Consider the following 16687-nt stretch of genomic DNA (forward strand, 5'->3'; position numbering starts at 1 on the left):
TCACCGACAACGGCGGAATCTTCGGACCCGGACGACTCATACCGAACCAACGACGAATCTTCGACTCAGGTCACTAGCCTCGGCGGGTTCGTCGGATCGGCTGGGCTGCGTACGGCAAATCGGCCTGGCCCTCAGCCGGACTGGGTGGCAGGGGCGGGTCCTTGCGCCAGGTCAGGGTGATGGCGGGGTCCGCGGAGGCGTCGCCCCGCTACGAGGAGGATTGTCAGTTGTCCGGCATTCGCGGAGACGCTGATGCAGAGCTGGACCGACATCTCGCTCGGCCGGGCTGCTTGGATCGCGGTCACGACGCTCTGGGAGATGCATGTCAGTACGTCGGACACTTGCCCGTAGTCGATCGGACCGGTGCGGGGGACAACACCGCTATCTGCTCCTCGGAGGCCGTACCGGCCGGCAAGGCCCGCGGAGATGCGTCGGCCGCGGGCGGGCACACCAGGGCGAGAGTGCCGACGGTGCGCTGCAGCGCACCAGCCGCGCGGCCCCCGCCGGCCGGACGGCGGGGTGATTCTCATGTGCGCCCCGTGTCGCGTGATCGGTTCTGTCGGCCAGGCGGGGAACGCGAGCCGGGGGCAGCCCGCACCTTGCGGTGCTGCCGCAACGCATCGTCCACGCGTTGCAGGTCACGAAGGTGCCGTACCAGGCGTTCGTGGACGTCGGAAGGGCCCGGCCGAGGCCTCCTGGGCCTGAGGCGGCTGCGCCGACGGGGGTGAACCGGCCGGGTCGGCGGGGCTGGGGCCGCCGCGGGTGAGGCGACTGCGCCGACGGGGCGAGCTGACAGCCCGCCCGTCAGCAGGTGACCGAGCTCCTTCCAGGGAGCCGCTCCCGGGTCCGCGCCGGGCGGCGCGGTGACGGGCTCAGTATTGGTCCACCTCCGGGCTTCCCACTTATAGCCCTGGTGGGAGACGGTTCTTCCCGCCGCATAGGCCGTACCGGCGGCCCAGGCGGTCTCGGTGCCGGGGGCGGTGCCAGCAACCTTGCCGTCGTTGTCGAAGTCCAGTCGGGTGGTCTGCTCGATCCACGGCAGGCTGTGGGCGACGCTGGCGAATCTGCCCGGCTCCGGACACCTCCCGACCTGCTTGCCGTCGATCATCAGGGGGCCACCGGAGTCCCCGCCCCTTGTGATGCCGGTGATCCCCGTGACGCACACGCTGGGCCCGCGTCGGCTGTCCTTGCAGGGACCGCCCACTTCGGTGACCTCCATACGCGCGGTCTTCAGATTGTCTGGCAGCCTCCCGGGGGTCTCGGTCCCTCCCCAGCCGTAGATTTCTCCCCTGGAGGCGACCGCGGGGTCGGCGTCGCCGAGCCTGAAACCGGAGCAGGCCCGGCCTCGCCGCTCAACTCAAGCAGGGCGATGTCGGCATCCTGCCACGTGTGCTTGGCCATAACCGAGAGGGCCGTGGCCTCGCTCCGCTTCAGGCTCCCCACGCGGACCGTTATCACCTCCGGAGACTTGTTGTTGAGGCAGTGGGCCGCTGTGAGAACCCACTTGGCGTGGATGAGCGTTCCCCCATAGCTGGCATTGCCTAGCCTGCGCGTTTCAGTTGCGGCCGTGTCCGGATCTTGAACGGAGAGACGAAAGTGCCTTATGAGCTGGGATGATGAGGCTTGTCTAGGGCTTCTGTCACCACAGCAGGAAGGCACTTTCTGCGTGCACACTACCGGGTCGCGTCCCAAGCTTGTCATCTCGGCCGACAGTCGCGGAGTGGTCATCCACGCTGGATCGCGCCTGCTGGCCGATCTCGCCGACGCAACGGGCTGACCGGCTCCTTTGCCGACGCGCTGCGCCGGTTGCGGCCGCGCGGCACCGGCCACGATCCGGGCCGGGTGGCGGTCGACCTGGCGGTGATGCTCGCCGACGGCGGCGAAGCTCGTTGAGGACGTCATGATGCCCTTGACCGCGGCCTCGCGGGGTCTCGGTCTCGAACTGCTCGGCGGTCTTGCCCTGGATCTCCAGGGCAATAGCCGACCTGACCCTCCTGCGCGATCAGCGTGAAGTGTTCGGTCCGGCGGCCCCCACCCCCACCGCTTGGTGCGTCCTCTACATGAGGACCTGGAGTACCCGACCGCGCGTCGGGCCCCAGCCATGCCCACCCGGCGAGAAACAGCCGACAGCCACGGTCATTGCGACCAGTTCGGGTCAGCCGAGCCAACTGAAACGGGGAGGTAAGGAATCAATGAGCATAGATATCTGCCTCCGCGGCGGGGCATACGCCAAACCAGCGGGACTGCTCCCTGCTGATGTTACTGAAGTTGTGCACGGCACCCTCGGGAATCCTGATGTATTCGCCTGCCGAGACCCGGAAAGATTCCTCGTCCACGATCCACTCGAATTCGCCGTCGAGGACCCAGATGTACTCCGCGCGGTCGGCGTGGGTGTGCGGGCCGGGGCCGCGAAATCCGGGCTCGGCGGTGAACTCCACGACAACGCAGTCGTCCATGATGCCGGGCAGCCGGTCCTTGATGACGACCGAGGCGCCTGGCAGGGTGATGATCTCGCCCTCTCCGGCTTTCAACACGTTGGTGGTCGGCATGGCGCTTCCCCCCTGTCGTAGGGTGATTCCGCGACAGCGAACTGGGCGGGTTGATTGTGGCGTGGATTGACGAGCCGCGTCTACGGCACTATTCAGCCGCAGGGGGTAATGAACACTGAATCCCAGGACGACTCTTCAGCATTCGGGAGGCCGTTTACGGATCAGACGTCCCCGGCGGGGACCGTACGCTCGCCTCACCTGCTGGATGCTCTCGTTCAGTTCGGCAACCCGCCGGTCCAAACCCATATCCCTGCACAGTGCTCTGGCCTGCTCCCATACCGCGACGGCCCGTGCCGGATCGCCGCCCTCGAGCGCCGCTTTGCCGATGCCGCTCAGCGCCGTGGCCTGTCCTAGCCTGTAGCCGATCTGTTCGCAGAGGTCATGGGCTGCCTGGTAGTGCGTGACCGCGGCCTCACCGTTGCCGACCGCTTCTTCCAGGCTGCCCAGCCCGAGCAGGGCGCCGGCCTGGCCTCGCAGGTTTCCGATCTCCGCGCAGATCGCCCGGGTGCGGGCGTAGTCGTCCCGGGCCCTGTCCCAGTCGTGGGTGACGCGGGCGACCTCCGCCAGGCCGTACCTGGCGTTCGCGAGGCCGCGGCGGTTCCCGATGGTGCGGCAGATGGCTTCGGCGTGTTCGAAGCGCTCTCGCGCCGCCGGATGGTCCCGTGCGCCTTGCTCCACCTCTGCCAGGCCCAGGTAGGCGTACGCCTGTGCGTAGAGGTTGCCCGAGTCCTCGCTCAGGGCGAGGGACCGGCCGTAGTGGCGACGGGCGGACTCCAAATCGCCGAGCGCCTGTGCGACCTCCCCCATGCCCCGCAGGGCATCCGCCTGGCCCGGCGCGTCATCGGCCTCGCAGCAGACGGCGTGCGCGGCCCCGTGGTACTCGAGGGCGGCGCCGAACCGCCCCGCCGTCCGCTCGATCTCCCCGAGGCCGTAGAGGGCACGGGCCAAACCTGCCGCGTCCTCCAGATCCCCACAGAGCGCTCGGGCGGCCTCGAAGGAGTCGCGCGCTGCGCCGACGCGGCCCGCGAACCGTGCCACTTCGCCGAGGCCGAGCAGCGCGGCTGCCTCGACCGTACGATCCCCCAGCGCGCGAGCGGCCACAAGGGCGGTCTCGTAGAGCGCTCCGGCGTCATCGGCGTACCCGAGCAGCAGCAGAGGGCCTGCCGCGACGGTGAGGCCGAGGGCATGCACGCTCCGGCTCTCAACGGCGGATCGAGCGCAGGCGACGATGTTGGCGTGTTCCGCGACCAGCCATTTTCGGGCCGCGGAAGGGGAGAACGGGGCAGCGCGTGCCTCCAGCTTGTGGTCTCCGCCCGGGTCCGGCGTGCCGCTGCCGGCAGGTGCTCGGGCAGACAGGGGGGACAGCACCCGGTCGGCTTCCGCGGCGCGTTCGGCGTAGCGCCTGAACAGGCGGTCAAGAGCAGCCGCCCGCTCAGGGGGCCGCTCATCCTGCCGGGCACGGTCGCGCGCGTAGTCCCGCAGGAGATCGTGCAGCGAGAACCTGCCATTGTGCAGTTCCTGGACCAGGTTGTCCCCGAGGAGCTCCTCCAGGAGCCACTCCGTGGTGTCCCGGGGCAGTTGTGTGAGCTCCGCGGCGTCCGTCACTGTGGCGTCCTGGCCAGGGTGCATGCCGAGACGCCTGAACAGCCTCCGTGCGTCGGGTTCAAGTGCCTCGTAGGACACGTCGAATGCGGCGCGCACGTCCCGCTCTGAGCTGCGGAGTGCGCCGAGGCCACCGTGGGCACCGGTCAGTTCGGTGATCAGGCCGGACAGTCCGAGCTGCGGCCGACGCCGCAGCCGGGCGCCGGCGATCCGGATGGCGAGCGGTAGGTAGCCGCAGAGCCGGACCACCTCGCGCATCCGCTCGTCATCCTCGTCAGCCACGGGGATCGCTCCCGCGATGATCCGCTCGAGCAGTTCCACGGCAGAGGACTCATCGAGCGTGTCCACGGTCATGAACTTCGCTCCCTCCAGATCGATCAGACGGCGTCGGCTGGTGATCAGAACGGCGCATCCGCTTTTGCCCGGCAGCAGGGGCGTGACCTGTTCGGCGGAGATGGCGTTGTCGAGGATCAGCAGGGCACGGCGGCGAGCCAGGGTTGCACGCCAGAGTGCAGCGCGCTGTTCCAGCCCGGCAGGCACCTGTTCGGGCGCGATTCCGACCGCGATGAGCAGTGACTCCAGTGCGGTGTGCGGCGGCACCGGGGACCGGTCCCGGCTGAACCCCTGGAGATCGACGAAGAGCTGGGCGTCGACATGGTGGGCGGCCATCCGGTGCGCCGCATGCAAAGCGAGTTCCGTCTTGCCGACCCCGCCCATGCCGTCGATGGAAGCGACGCAGGCGGCTCCCTCATCCCTCGCGGCATCGAGCAGTTCCCTCAGCGCGGTGTCCCGTCCTGTGAAGTCCGGCACCGATCGTGGCAGCGTATTGACGACGGAGGTGACGGCTGCGGTGCCGGCCGCGGTCAGGACCGGCAGGTTTGCGGCGTCGTCCACTCCGAGCATCGCCCAGAAGGTCTTCCGTGCCTGGGGAGGCAGCAGTTCGAGCGCGGTCAGCGGGGTCACCGTCAGCGAGTTCTGCCCGGCCGCCACGTTGTGGCTGCGAACCACGCCGACCACCGTTTCACCGCAGACAACGCCCGCTCCCGACATGCCTGCCCACGGCGACCCCGCATCCGCACAAGCTCCCGCGCCGAGTCCCGTGTCCAGCAGGGAACCCGTGGTGATCCGAGGTGTGCCCGGCTGACGGTTGCCCACGAGAGTCAGCAGCCCTTCCGTTTCGCAGGACGGCGCCGAGTAGGCCAGACCCTCAGCCGTGGGGATCGTGCCGTCCACCTGCGCTGTGCGCCGATATTGGTTGTCTCGGCGCCAGCGCGGGAATCCCACCGTGCAGGCCTTGAGGACGCCGACAGAGGCCCGGTCGACACGGGCCAACGTCAGCGCGTCGAGGCCCTTTACCGGCTCGGTGAGGGTGAGCAGCGCGAGATCGACGGCCGACGACCCCGGTCGCAGCACCGAGGCGACGCTGCGGGGTCCGTCCGCGCATTGGACTCGGTGGTCTGTTCCCTCGGTCACGTGGTGGGCCGTCAGAACCGTACGGTCATTGACAAGCAGGCCGGACCCCACTCCGGTGTGTCCGTCGTGCGTCCTGAAGTGGATCAGTGCGATCCTGTCAGTGTTCAACGCCCTTCATCACTGCTCGGGGACTCGGGACGGTCAAGGTCCTCGACGTCGGAGATGAGCTGTTCGCCATCATCGAGACGGTTCCGCTGCAGGTCGTGCAGGATGGGTGTCAATTGCAGTCGCAGTGTCTGGAGGGAGGACAGCTCCCTGCTGCGCTCGCCGCCCAGGGTGAGTACCTGCCAGCGGACGCCGGCCGATCCCTTGCCGACGCGGGTCACTCCCACCTGGACCGTCAATTCCACCGGCTCCGGCTTGAACCGGATATGGCGGTCACGGCCGCTGAGCCAGGCCCGTTCCAGATTGTCGCGGAGCGCCTCGATCGCCTCCGCAAGGTCGACCCCGGTGCCCTCGCCGCTTTCCCTCACCCGCGCTCCTCGGGATGTACCGATGCTGACGACGCCCAAGTTATTCCCTGATCCGGCCTTGCGCACCCCGCTGCAGGCGCACTGTTACTTTCGCAAGATTCGAGCTTCTGCCGCGTCATTAACGGCAAGAAGTGAGCGTTTAGAACCGAGTTTGACCGAACCACAGATGTGTTCTTGTGTCCGGTCTTCATGATGCGGAAGGCTGCCGGGCGCTGACCACATGAGGGGATGGCGTCGGCAAGTCGAAGTGGGGGGCCGTACGATGACTCTAAGTTCGCTTGAGAGGTCGCATGTTGTTATCCACTCGTGTGCCGTAGGGGCGGCCTTCTGGTCCGGTGCGTGGGGGAGCGTTCCCGTGCTCGGGGTGACCCCGGATACGACAGGGCTCCTTGTGATATGCAGTGTCATGGGCGGACTGCTGGCCCACGTGAACGGACACCAGTCCGACCGCTGGCGGTTCATGGGGGTGGCCACTGCCGCTGGGCAGTATTTCGCCGGAGCCTTGATCATCAAGGGCTTGTCCTCGTTCATTCCCGTCTTCGGGACTGCCGTGAACGCAGGCGTATCCCTAGTCACCGTGGAAGCGATCGGGTGGGCTTTCTACCTCATCCTGAAGGACGGCGCCGATCCGTCGGTGCTCTCGAAGAGCGAGATCGAGGACTACCTTAGACGCGGCAAGAAACTGAGAGAGGAGAACTCTCGATCCGGCAAGTTCGCGTGGATGGACAAGATGTCCGCAGAGGACAAGAAGAGGCACGCGGACCTCGCGAAGGAACTGACGAACGCCGACCTCAACCCCGAACGCCGTAAGGAGATTCTCCGGGAGCTGGAGCTCCTCTTCGAGGCCTATCGCCCTCCGGGCGACGAGCCGCAGGGGGCATGAGGGACATGCACCCCGAGGCCGCGGAGCGTCAGCTCGCACGGATCGGCCAGGAACGCAGCACTCCCGGTCGCGTTCAGCGATGCCAACAGGGTCCTGGCTTCTGTTCGCATACGGCGACGGACGCTTCCGAATGCGCCGATCAGCGGCCGCCCCGTGACGAGTTCCTCGCAGAGCGCGGAGGAGAACGTCCCTGCCAGACCGTCTTCGACGGACCCCAGGTTTCGCGGTGATCGGCTTGCTGCCCGGGTCCAGGAACGCTCCGACGAAGGCCGCGTCGCCGACCGGACTCCGCGGCCCGGGGAGGCGACCTCGCAGGCGCTGAGCACGACTAGCATGCTCGTTTCACTTGCGGTGGTGTCGAGTCTTGATCAGAAAAGCGAAAGTGCCTTTCTGAGCTGGGAAGATGAGGCTTGTCGAAGGTCTCTGTCATCACAGCAGGAAGGCACTTTCTGCGTGCACCCTACCCGGTCGCGTCCCAAGCTCGTCGTGTCGGCCGACGGTCACGGGGTGGTCAGCCACGCCTGATCCCCCCTGCTGGCTGATCTCGCCGATATCACTGGCCTGACCAGTGCCTTCACGGACGCACTACGTCGGCTGCGACCGCGTGGCACCGGGCACGATCCCGGCCGGATCGCGGTCGATCTCGCCGTCATGCTCGCTGACGGCAGCGAGGCGATATCTGACCTGGCCCTGCTGCGCGACCAGGCGGAGGTGTTCGGCCACGCCCGCCTCCACCCCGACCGCCTAGCGGCTGCTGGCCAGCATCGACTCGGCTGCACTCGCCCGCCTGCGCTCGGCCAGGGCCACCGCGCGGGAGGTCGCCTGGCTGCAGGCCGCCGACACCAGAGCAGGGATACCCGCAGCCCGCGCGGGCGGACGCGATCTGCCCGGTCTTGTCCTGGACCTCGACGCCACCCTGGTGACCTGCCACTCCGAGAAAGAGCGGGCAGCGGCGACCTACAAGCGGGGCTTCGGCTACCACCCGCTACGGTGCTTCCTGGACAACACCGGCGAAGCTCTGGCCGGCCTGCTCAGGCCCGGCAACGCCGGTGTCAACACCGCCGCGGACCACATCACCGTCTTCGACCAGGCGCTTGCCCAGATCCCCGACGCCCACCGCCACGGCACACCCATCCTCATCCGCGCGGACAGCGCCGGAGGAGCAAAAGCGTTCCTGGAGCCCGTGCAGGCCCTGAGCTCACGGGGGATCCTCACCCACTTCTCCGTCGGATAGGCCGTCACCGAGCCGGTCCGCCAGGCGATCCGAGCCCTGCCCGAGCAGGTCTGGCATCCCGCACTCGAGCAAGACGGCACCCTGCGTCAGGGCGCGGAAGCCGCCGAGCTGACCGGCATGATCGACTTGGCCGGCTACCCGGACGGCACACAGGTCATCGTGCGGCGCGAGCGTCCGCACCCCGGTGCCCAGCTGTCGCTGTTCGACCTAGACGAGGGCATGCGCCACCAGGTCTTTCTCACCGACACTCCTACAGCGAGGGCTCCTTGCAGCACCTGGAGGTCCGCCATCGCGCACACGCCCGCGTCGAGGACCGCATCCGCAGCGGCAAGACCACGGGCTTCGGCCGCTTCTCCTCCCGCCACTTCCAGATCAACGCTGCCTGGCTGGAGCTGACCCTGACCGGCGCCGACCTGCTCGCCTGGACTCAGCACTACTACTGAAAGGCGAGTTGGCCACAGCCGAGCCGAAGAAGCTCCGATACCGACTGCTGCACACAGCCGCCCGCATCACCCGGGGCGGTCGCCTTCTCCGTCTGCGCATCTCCGCAACCTGGCCCTGGCGAAACGAGCTGACCAGCGCGTTCGCCCGCCTCACGGCCCAACCCCGGCCAGCCACCTGAACCTTGACAGCGCCCCTGCCCGCCCACGGCCCAAGGAACCTGGAGCACCCGACCCGCGCGTCGGGCCACGGCCATGCCCGCCGACAACGACCCGACAATGCGCGCCCGAAGCCACTACTGCACACCCGCTCACCCACCCGAAGCGAAACAGGGAGGCTAGCTGCAGATGAACCATGCCGACCGGGCCGTTGTCGGCCGTGGCGGCCTCCTCACCGTCCTTGATGGCAATGGCCGAACCGCAGAAGGCCGAGACGACCGCGAGACCGGTGGCCAGCCAGACCGCAATGAATCCATGATTACGACGCACGAAGTGTCTTTTCGACGAGGGCTCATCGCGAGTACTGGGAGGCTCATGGGCTTGGCCGCCGAATCCGCATCTGGGAGGGGTAAGCGGCCGCGGTACGTCACGAAAGCCCGTAACAGGTGCTGTCCCGTTGAAGAGACACACCTGGCCGTGCCATCCCGCCAAACCGCGATGAGGCGCACGCACATGCAGAAGACGCCGCTGTCGGCGTACACGTGAACGTGCATGGCCGCGTACGGATGAACGTGCAGAGTTCCTGATGTGCTGAGGTTCGGGATTCGGCACTCTGCTACCTGTTGGTCGAGGTCGCAGAGATGGGGTGGCCGTGGTCCTGGATCCGCAGCGCTGGCTGGAACTACGGCGTTTTCGTGGCCTGGTCGAGTCCGGAGCCATGAGCCTGACCGAGGTCGCCAAGGAGACCGGCCTGAACTGGCGGACGGTCAGCAAGTATCTGTCAGCCGATGGACCCGCCTCGCCTCCGCGCCGGTCGCCGAACGGCCGGTCCCGGGCCAGGGTGATCGACGAGTTCGCGCCGCTGGTCGACTCGATGCTGCGGGCGGAGATCCTGATGAAGGCCGCTGTCATCCACGAGCGGCTGGCCGCGGGGTACGGGTTCACCGGCAACTACCAGCGGACCAAGCTCTACGTCCAGGAAGCCCGGCCCCGGATCGCTGAGGAACTCGGCATCACGCCGAAAGAGCTGGCGGGCATGCACCGCCGATTCGAGGTCATCCCGGGCGCCCAGGCCCAGGTGGACTGGGGTGACGAAGGCAAGATCCTCGCCCACATGGGCATCGCGAAGGTCTACTCCTTCCACATGACGCTGTCGTACTCACGCGACCCGTTCTGCTGCTTCACCACCAGCCAGGACCTGCAGACCTTCTTCAACTGCCACCGCCGCGCGTTCGCTCACTTCGGCGGGGTCCCGATGACGATCGTCTACGACCGGACCAAGACCGTCGTCCGACGCCACGTCGCCCCCGGCGAGGCGGTCCCGCTGCACCCGGAAGCGGTCGGCTTCGCCGGTCACTACGACTTCGACATCGACGTCCTGGCCGCCTACCGGCCCACTGGGAAAGGCCGCGTCGAACGCCAGGTCCTCATCGTCCGCGATCACGTCCTGTCCGGCCGGGCCTTCTCCTCCGTCGAGGAGATGGACGCGGCCTTCGCCGCCTGGGTGCCGCAGCGGCGGGCCCAGACCCACAAGACGCACCGGGAGGTCATCGGCGAACGGGCGGCCCGTGACCACGCAGCTCTCAAGCCGCTGCCGCCCACCCCCTATCTGGTGGCCGAACGGCATCTGCGGCCGGTCGGCAAGGACTGCCTGGTCGCCTTCGGCGGCAACCTCTACTCGGTGCCCGCCCGCCGAGTCCGCCCCCGCCAGCTGGTCGAGATCCGGGCCACGAAGTCACAGATCATGGTGCACTCGACCGCCGCGGACGCCAGCGGCGAGACGCTGCTGGCCATGCACCCTCGGGCGGTCGGCCGCGGCGTCCGGGTCGTCGAGGAGACCCACTGGGACGGCCTGCCCACCGGCAAGGGCCGCCGCACCACCACCGGCGACGTCCCCCAGCCCCGGCGCGAACGTCCTCTGGGCGAGGAGGCCGGACCGCTGCAGGCCCTGCTGAACCGGGCTGCCGCCACCCGCATCGAGGTCGGCCGCCGTCCACTGTCGGTCTATGACGAACTGACCGGCACCCGTCCCTTCACCACCCACCCGAGCACGAGGGAAATGTCTTGAGCGAGCTGGTCTCCACCCGCATCCGCAACACAGCCGGCAAGCTCGGCCTGCCCCACCTGACCGAGACCATCAGCGAGTACATCCGCGGGCTGACGAGGGCAAGATGGGCTATCTCGACTTCCTCGATCTGGTGCTGTCCGAGGAACTTGCCGTCCGCGACGACCGCCGCTTCCGCCAGGGCCTGCGGCTGTCCCGGCTGCCCCACCACAAGACTCTGGACGAGTACGACTTCTCCTTCCAGCCCGACCTCGACCCGCGCAAGGTCAAAGACCTCGCCACCCTGTCGTTCGTCGAGGCCAAGGCGAACGCCGCCCTGCTGGGGCCGCCCGGGGTGGGCAAGACGCATATCGCTGTCGCCCTGGCGGTCGCGGCCTGCCGGGCCGGCTACTCGATCTACTTCACCAGCCTCGACGACATGGTCCGCCACCTCAAAGCCGCCGAGGCCGCCGGCCGTTTGACCAGTAAGCTCGGCACCTACCTGCGGCCCAGCGTCCTCGTCGTCGATGAAGTCGGATACCAGCCGCTGGAACGAGCCGAGGCGAACTTGGTCTTCCAGGTGATCTCGAAGCGCTACGAGAAGGGCTCGATCATCCTGACCTCAAACAAGACCTTCAGCGAATGGGGACAGGTGTTCGGCGACGAGGTCCTGGCCACCGCCATCCTCGACCGCCTCCTGCACCACTGCGAAGTGATCTCCATCAACGGCCCCAGCTACCGCCTGAAGAACCGCCTCAAGGCCATCGAGCGAGAGACCGAAGTCGCTTAAGCGCTGCCGCCCAAAGACCACGGGGCACGCTCTAGTGGCGGCGGGCCAGCAAGTGGGCGTCGAGGAAACCCCGGTCGGAGGCCGGGTCGTGGAGCAGCCGGGCGAACGTGGTGAGCCCGGCCTCGGCCAGCAACTCGGCGAACCGGTCCGCCGGCCAGCTATAGGCGGGCGTTACCTTGTGGTCGAAGCGGACCGGCTCCGGTCCGTCGGTCGCAAAGAACGAGACCAGCAGCAGGCCGCCCGGCGCCAGGACACGCACCTGCTCGGCGAGCAGCGCAGGCAATTCTTCAGGCGGGGTATGGATCATAGAGTAGTGGGCCAGCACGCCGCCGAGCGCGCCGTCCTCGACCGGCAGGTCCTCCATCCGCGCCTCGTCGAACCGCAGCGCAGCATGCGCCCGCCGGGCGTGGTCGACCATGCCCGGAGAGAGGTCGAGCCCGAAGGCGTCCAGCCCCAGGTCGTGCAGCATGGCTGTCAGATGTCCCGGGCCGCACCCGACGTCCGCTGCCCGCGGGTTCCCCGTCCCGCGCACCAGCTCGGCAAAGGTGCCGATCATGTTCCGCGAGAACGGCTGCGTCTCCAACCGATTAGCGAACAGCGACGCATACAGCTCGACGACCCCGTCGTAGGCCGCCCTAGTGTCGTCCTGGTGCTCCATCACGGCAAGCGAAGCTAACATCCGCGCACGTTCGCAGCTTCTCCGGCCCCGTGCCGGGGACAGGCCCTAACAGCTCTGCACATTCATCTGTACGCGGCTCTGCACTTCAGCTCGTACGCCGACAGCCGCATCCTGTGCATCCGGGGTGACGGAAACTGGTGCAGCATTGGTCGGCGAGATCCGGCAACGCCAGAGCCCGACAGGGGCTGAGCCCGGTCTCGGCACCATCCCTGACCCTTACGAGGGCCCGCCTATGACGATGACGGACTCAACTACCCTCGACACGGGCCCTTCAGGGAGGACGGTATGGAGCCACTGGAACTCCGTCGCGCAGTTGAGGCAGGACGGGCGACCGCTTCCGAACTGGGCTTACAGGTCGACGATGTGATCGTCATCCACAACTCGGACCGCGTCGTGCTGCGCATGATCCCGTGTGGTGTTCTGGCTCGGGTTGCGCCTTCGGAGCATCTGGCTGCTTCTGAGTTCGAAGTAGAGGTTGCTCGCAGCCTGGCCGACGCCGGCGCTCCGGTGGCTGAGCTCGAGCCTCGGGTCGAGCCCCGGGTCCATGTGCGTGATGCCTTCGTCATCTCGTTCTGGACCTACTACGAGCCTGTGGGATCAAAGATCACGCCGGCCGACTACGCGGACGTACTCATGCGGCACCACGCCGCTCTGCGCCAGATCAATCTGGACGCACCGCATTTCAGCGATCGAGTCGCTCGGTCCCTGAGCGAGGTGAACGATCGCGAGCGCTCCCTTGAGCTGCTCGATTCTGACCGGGAATTCCTCAGCAACACACTCAGTGGTCTGAGCGCTGCTGTCAGCATCGGGAAGGCAGGCGACCAGCTGTTGCACGGCGAGCCGCATCCGGGCAACCTCTTGAACACGAGGAGAGGGCCGCTCTTCGTAGACCTCGCCACGTGCTGCCGTGGGCCGATCGAGTTCGACCTTGCCCATGCCCCCGAGGACGTGGCCAAGCACTATGCGGGAGCTGACCCAGACCTGATTCACCAGTGTCGCGCCCTGAACTGGGCGATGTTCTCGGCCTGGCGCTGGCGCCGAAACGACCAAATGCCCGACCGGAACCATTGGAGGGTGGAGGGGCTCAACCGGCTTCGTGCCGCATGCTTGCGAATGTCGGGTACTTGAGGCAATGGGCAGGTGCGGGCTTCAGAGGGGCAGGGCGCCCTTGAAGCGGGAGTTGGGCACGTCGGGACGAGTGGTGGCGAGCCATCCATGGCCGTGGGTGCCGGAAGCGGGCATACGGCCGGGTTCAACGGACAGGTAGTCCGCCGCCGTCATGGCGTAGGGGACACCCTCGGCGTATTCCTCAGCCTCGTCCTCGTCCGCGTCTTCCCTGTGCTCCACCTCGAATGGCAGAGGTTCTCCCTGGAACTGCGGCTCGTCGTAGGTGCCGAAGCTTCGCACACTGCGGCCGTCACGGGATACGTACCAGTTCTCGGCGCGGTTGTAAGGGTCGAGAACGTAGAGGTGGGCCTCACCGCACCGCTCGCTCAGCCTGTCCGCCAGCGCAAAGCCGTCGAGCTGGTCGATGAACGAGTTTCCCCACAACATGCACCAGTTCTGAATCGGAACCTCCGAGAGCCACGTCTCGAAGGCCGGCGTGATGAACACGCGGTAAGCGGTCTGTGTCTTGCCCTGGGACTCCTTGAACTCGATGGAGTCTTGGGATTTGGTGGCGGCTGCCACGCCCATGACCGTAGTCGCCGGCCGTAGGTCGTGGAGGCCGAGAGCGGCTACGGCGTCGTCGAGCCGGTCCGCCGGGAAGGCCAGCCAGCGGCCGGCCTCCGACGGGACCCTCACAGGGCGCTCGTCCTTGAGCCTGATATGCACGAGGCGTTCCACAGCACGTCGGTCACGCTCATCCAGGTGCTCGGCACCCCCCAGGTCCAGCAGGACTGTCAGAGCGTCGCTGCGCAGACGTCCGGGGCCCTGTCGCCGGATCTCCCGCAGGCGCGGCAATGCTTCGTCACCCAGCCTCTGGAGGACGGACTCGGCCCCCCACTTCAGTCGGGACGGGTCGCGCTCTGCGGCGTAGGGCAGCAGAGTGTCGACCGCCTGCACGCCGAGGGCCACCAGACGGTCCTCCGCAGCCTGCCTCACGTTGCGATCATCGTCGCAGAGGTCCCGAACGGAAGCGTTGGTGCCATCTGACATAGTGCACAGCCTAGTTGTGCGGAGGGTGAGGTCGAATTTCCCCTACTCATAGGAGAGATCGGGCAGCTGGGTTGTCTGGGACGGGACTACGGGACTACTGGATGCGCCCAAGGCCGTTCGTCGGAACTGCTGCACGCGTCTCGATCAGCCCTTCCCTCTTGAGTCGGTCGTGATGGGCTGGCTGCCATGCTTCCAGGAGCCCTTTCGGCTCTCCTTGCTTGTTGGGCGAGCCGGTATTCGTCGGCCTCGGCGATGAGTTGCTGAAAGCGGATCCGATGCAAGTCGAAGTGCATTTCTCCCGCCCTACTGCTGGAGCTCCATGACGTCGGCGATTACGCAGCTGACGTTGTCGGGGCCGCCGGAGGCGTTGGCGAGGGCGATGAGTTGGCGGACGGCCTGCTCGGGCTCACCGATCTCGGAGAGTACTCGGTGGATGTCTTGGGTCGGCACGACGGTCGACAGGCCGTCGGAGCAGAGCAGATACCGGTCTTCCCGCTGGGCGTCGTGAAGGCGCATGTCGGGGGTTGCGTCGGCTCCTGGGCCCAGAGCTCGGACCAGCAGCGACCGCTGAGGGTGGGAGGCAGCTTCTTCCAGGCTGAGGCGTCCTTCGTCGACCATCGACTGGACCATGGTGTGGTCGTGGGTGATCTGGAACAGCTCTCCGCCGCGCAGGAGGTAGACGCGGGAGTCTCCGATGTGGACGAGGGCCAGCTGTGATCCGGTCCAGAGCATCGCGGTGAGTGTCGTGCCGGTGCCTTCGGATGCAGAGTCGTGCCCGGCGATGTCGTGCACGGCTTGCTTTGCGTGTTCGATGACGTCTTCGAGGACGTTGAGGAGGTTGCCGACCGGGAAGCTGCCGGTTTCGAGGCGCTTGAGCGCGTCGATGGCGGCTGCACTGGCCGGGGCTCCTTGGCTGCCGCAGCCGTCGGCGACGGCGAGGAGCCGGGGCCCGGCGTAGGCGGTGTCCTGGTTACTCTCACGGACGAGGCCGGTGTCGGAGAGAGCGGCGTAACGGATTCCCAAAGACTTGGTGGTCGGGGACATGATGGGGTCCTTCCGTGACAGGTGGTCGATGAGGAAGGTGGCCAAGTCCCGCCGTGCGGCGGTGTCGGCCTCGACCTGGGCCCAGAACGCGCGGACCTCCTGGGCTGCAGCGACTGCATTCAGCGTGCGGACGTGCTGGATGCGGGCCAGGGGCATGCCCAGGCGGCGGAGCCAGGCGACCAGTCGGGCCTGGTCCAGCTGTTCCGGTGCATAGAGGCGGTAGCCGGTCACCGGGTCGACGCGGGCGGGGGTCAGCAGGCCGAGCTCGTCGTAGAGACGCAGTGCCTTCGGCGACAGCCGGGACGCCTTCGCGAACGCCCCGATGGTCAGCAAACCCATGCTCGCTCCTCCTCATGCCGAGCGCGTCGCCCGGCCCCACTGATGCTGTGGGCTCCCCCAAGGTGAAGGTCAACCAAGGTTCTTGCGCAGCCCGTCCGATGGTCTCCCACTCCGCTGGCCTGGGCTTGCTCGGCCAGGGCTTTGGTGTGGGCGAGGCGGTCGGACTCGCGCCGGTGCGGCGGCCGATGAAACGGGTGGGGACCGAGTAGGTGTTGCAGCGGACGACGAGGACTAGCCGAAACGGTTCACCCGCGGAGGGAACCAACGTCCAGTCTTGAACACCCCGCGGGGCGGAAGCCGCGGCAGCGGCTCTTCCGGGGCGAAGGGCTCGCCGAAGGTGCGGGTCTTCGACCGCGAGCGCCGGCTCCCCTCGTCATCTGGGTCCCACCGGTCGAGCATGGCGTTCAGCTCGGTCAGCAAGGCGACCTCGAGACGGGGACGGAGTGGTTGCGGCGGTCGTAGCGCCGATCTGCACCTCGACCCGCCGTTTTCGTGAGCGCTTTCGTTGCCGGGGCAGCAGCAGAAAGCATCCATGCCCCAGGGTGAGGGGAAGGCCGTCCAACGGTCGTTCTGCACTCGGGTTCTGGACCTTGCCCAAGACCGCTGACCGCGGCCCGCGGCACGCGGCACGCAGGTCGTCGTAACAGATGCGACCGCAGGCTGTGCCGCCCAAGCACCCGGAATGCGTGTACGTGCCGGATGAGCCCACCGCGCATCAGTCAGGCTGTCTGTGCCGACCGATCTGGCCGATCGCTCCCAGCGGGAAGGGGGTTGCCCGGCTCTCCTGCTGGAATTGGCTTGTCGGTGGTGGGGTGATCGGA

10 protein-coding genes and 4 pseudogenes are annotated in these 16687 nt (G+C 67.5%); 6 read left to right on the plus strand and 8 right to left on the minus strand.

Translation table 11 applies throughout. The annotated features are described in order from the left end of the window. Window positions 1–526: 526 nt before the first annotated feature. Together ACHBTE_RS33900 and ACHBTE_RS33905 are read right to left on the minus strand one after the other, a co-directional pair. A complete protein-coding gene (locus ACHBTE_RS33900; protein ID WP_394729324.1) occupies window positions 527–1108 on the minus strand; it encodes a carbohydrate-binding protein in 582 nt (193 codons plus the stop codon). Beyond that, window positions 1097–1701: pseudogene (locus ACHBTE_RS33905) on the minus strand (trypsin-like serine protease); the annotation flags it as partial. The pseudogene ACHBTE_RS33905 and the gene ACHBTE_RS33900, both read right to left, overlap by 12 nt. Between ACHBTE_RS33905 and ACHBTE_RS33910 the strand changes: the two are divergent. Next, window positions 1604–1887 (plus strand): annotated as a pseudogene (locus ACHBTE_RS33910) (hypothetical protein); the annotation flags it as partial. The pseudogenes ACHBTE_RS33905 and ACHBTE_RS33910 overlap by 98 nt on opposite strands. A gap of 302 nt (window positions 1888–2189) precedes the next feature. Here the strand turns inward: ACHBTE_RS33910 and ACHBTE_RS33915 are convergent. From ACHBTE_RS33915 to ACHBTE_RS33925, 3 genes are all read right to left on the minus strand, one after another. After that, window positions 2190–2549: a cupin domain-containing protein gene (locus ACHBTE_RS33915; protein ID WP_394729259.1), complete on the minus strand. Its 360-nt coding sequence runs from the start codon at window positions 2547–2549 to the stop codon at window positions 2190–2192. Between the two features lie 135 nt (window positions 2550–2684). Next, window positions 2685–5675, minus strand: a complete 2991-nt coding sequence (locus ACHBTE_RS33920; protein WP_394729326.1) for a tetratricopeptide repeat protein — start codon at window positions 5673–5675, stop codon at window positions 2685–2687. Between the two features lie 53 nt (window positions 5676–5728). After that, window positions 5729–6097, minus strand: coding sequence for a trypco2 family protein (locus ACHBTE_RS33925; RefSeq protein ID WP_394729261.1), 369 nt, complete (start codon window positions 6095–6097; stop codon window positions 5729–5731). A 355-nt stretch (window positions 6098–6452) separates the two neighbouring features. Here ACHBTE_RS33925 and ACHBTE_RS33930 point away from each other — a divergent pair, with 355 nt between their 5' ends. From ACHBTE_RS33930 to istB, 4 genes and pseudogenes are all read left to right on the plus strand, one after another. Then, the gene (locus tag ACHBTE_RS33930) at window positions 6453–6980 is read left to right on the plus strand and encodes a hypothetical protein (RefSeq protein ID WP_394729263.1); all 528 of its coding nucleotides are present in this window, start codon (window positions 6453–6455) and stop codon (window positions 6978–6980) included. 423 nt (window positions 6981–7403) lie between these two features. Continuing rightward, a pseudogene (locus tag ACHBTE_RS33935) lies at window positions 7404–8836 on the plus strand (IS1380 family transposase). A gap of 629 nt (window positions 8837–9465) precedes the next feature. Next, complete coding sequence (gene istA / locus ACHBTE_RS33940; RefSeq protein WP_394729265.1) at window positions 9466–10881, plus strand: IS21 family transposase; 1416 nt, start codon at window positions 9466–9468, stop codon at window positions 10879–10881. Next, window positions 10878–11647, plus strand: a pseudogene (istB, locus tag ACHBTE_RS33945) (IS21-like element helper ATPase IstB). The gene istA and the pseudogene istB overlap by 4 nt, the downstream one beginning before the upstream one ends. 31 nt (window positions 11648–11678) lie before the next feature. Here the strand turns inward: istB and ACHBTE_RS33950 are convergent. Then, window positions 11679–12308 (minus strand): class I SAM-dependent methyltransferase, encoded by a 630-nt coding sequence (locus ACHBTE_RS33950; protein ID WP_394729328.1) that lies wholly within the window; start codon window positions 12306–12308, stop codon window positions 11679–11681. Window positions 12309–12611: 303 nt separating this feature from the next. Between ACHBTE_RS33950 and ACHBTE_RS33955 the strand changes: the two genes are divergently transcribed. Continuing rightward, complete coding sequence (locus ACHBTE_RS33955) at window positions 12612–13454, plus strand: phosphotransferase family protein (RefSeq protein WP_394729267.1); 843 nt, start codon at window positions 12612–12614, stop codon at window positions 13452–13454. Window positions 13455–13475: 21 nt separating this feature from the next. Here the strand turns inward: ACHBTE_RS33955 and ACHBTE_RS33960 are convergent, their stop codons facing one another. Then, window positions 13476–14483, minus strand: a complete 1008-nt coding sequence (locus ACHBTE_RS33960; RefSeq protein ID WP_394729269.1) for a hypothetical protein — start codon at window positions 14481–14483, stop codon at window positions 13476–13478. Window positions 14484–14786: 303 nt separating this feature from the next. After that, window positions 14787–15866: a MerR family transcriptional regulator gene (locus tag ACHBTE_RS33965; protein WP_394729271.1), complete on the minus strand. Its 1080-nt coding sequence runs from the start codon at window positions 15864–15866 to the stop codon at window positions 14787–14789. Window positions 15867–16687: the final 821 nt, after the last annotated feature.

Source organism: Streptomyces sp. M41, assembly GCF_043673425.1.
Taxonomy (GTDB): Bacteria; Actinomycetota; Actinomycetes; order Streptomycetales; family Streptomycetaceae; genus Streptomyces.

What these genes read in the sequence shown, in the direction of transcription:
- ACHBTE_RS33900 (WP_394729324.1), bottom strand. Translation starts at nt 1,108, where the DNA reads ATGATCGACGGCAAGCAGGTCGGGAGGTGTCCGGAGCCGGGCAGATTC.
- ACHBTE_RS33915 (WP_394729259.1), bottom strand. Translation starts at nt 2,549, where the DNA reads ATGCCGACCACCAACGTGTTGAAAGCCGGAGAGGGCGAGATCATCACC.
- ACHBTE_RS33955 (WP_394729267.1), top strand. Translation starts at nt 12,612, where the DNA reads ATGGAGCCACTGGAACTCCGTCGCGCAGTTGAGGCAGGACGGGCGACC.
- ACHBTE_RS33960 (WP_394729269.1), bottom strand. Translation starts at nt 14,483, where the DNA reads ATGTCAGATGGCACCAACGCTTCCGTTCGGGACCTCTGCGACGATGAT.
- ACHBTE_RS33965 (WP_394729271.1), bottom strand. Translation starts at nt 15,866, where the DNA reads ATGGGTTTGCTGACCATCGGGGCGTTCGCGAAGGCGTCCCGGCTGTCG.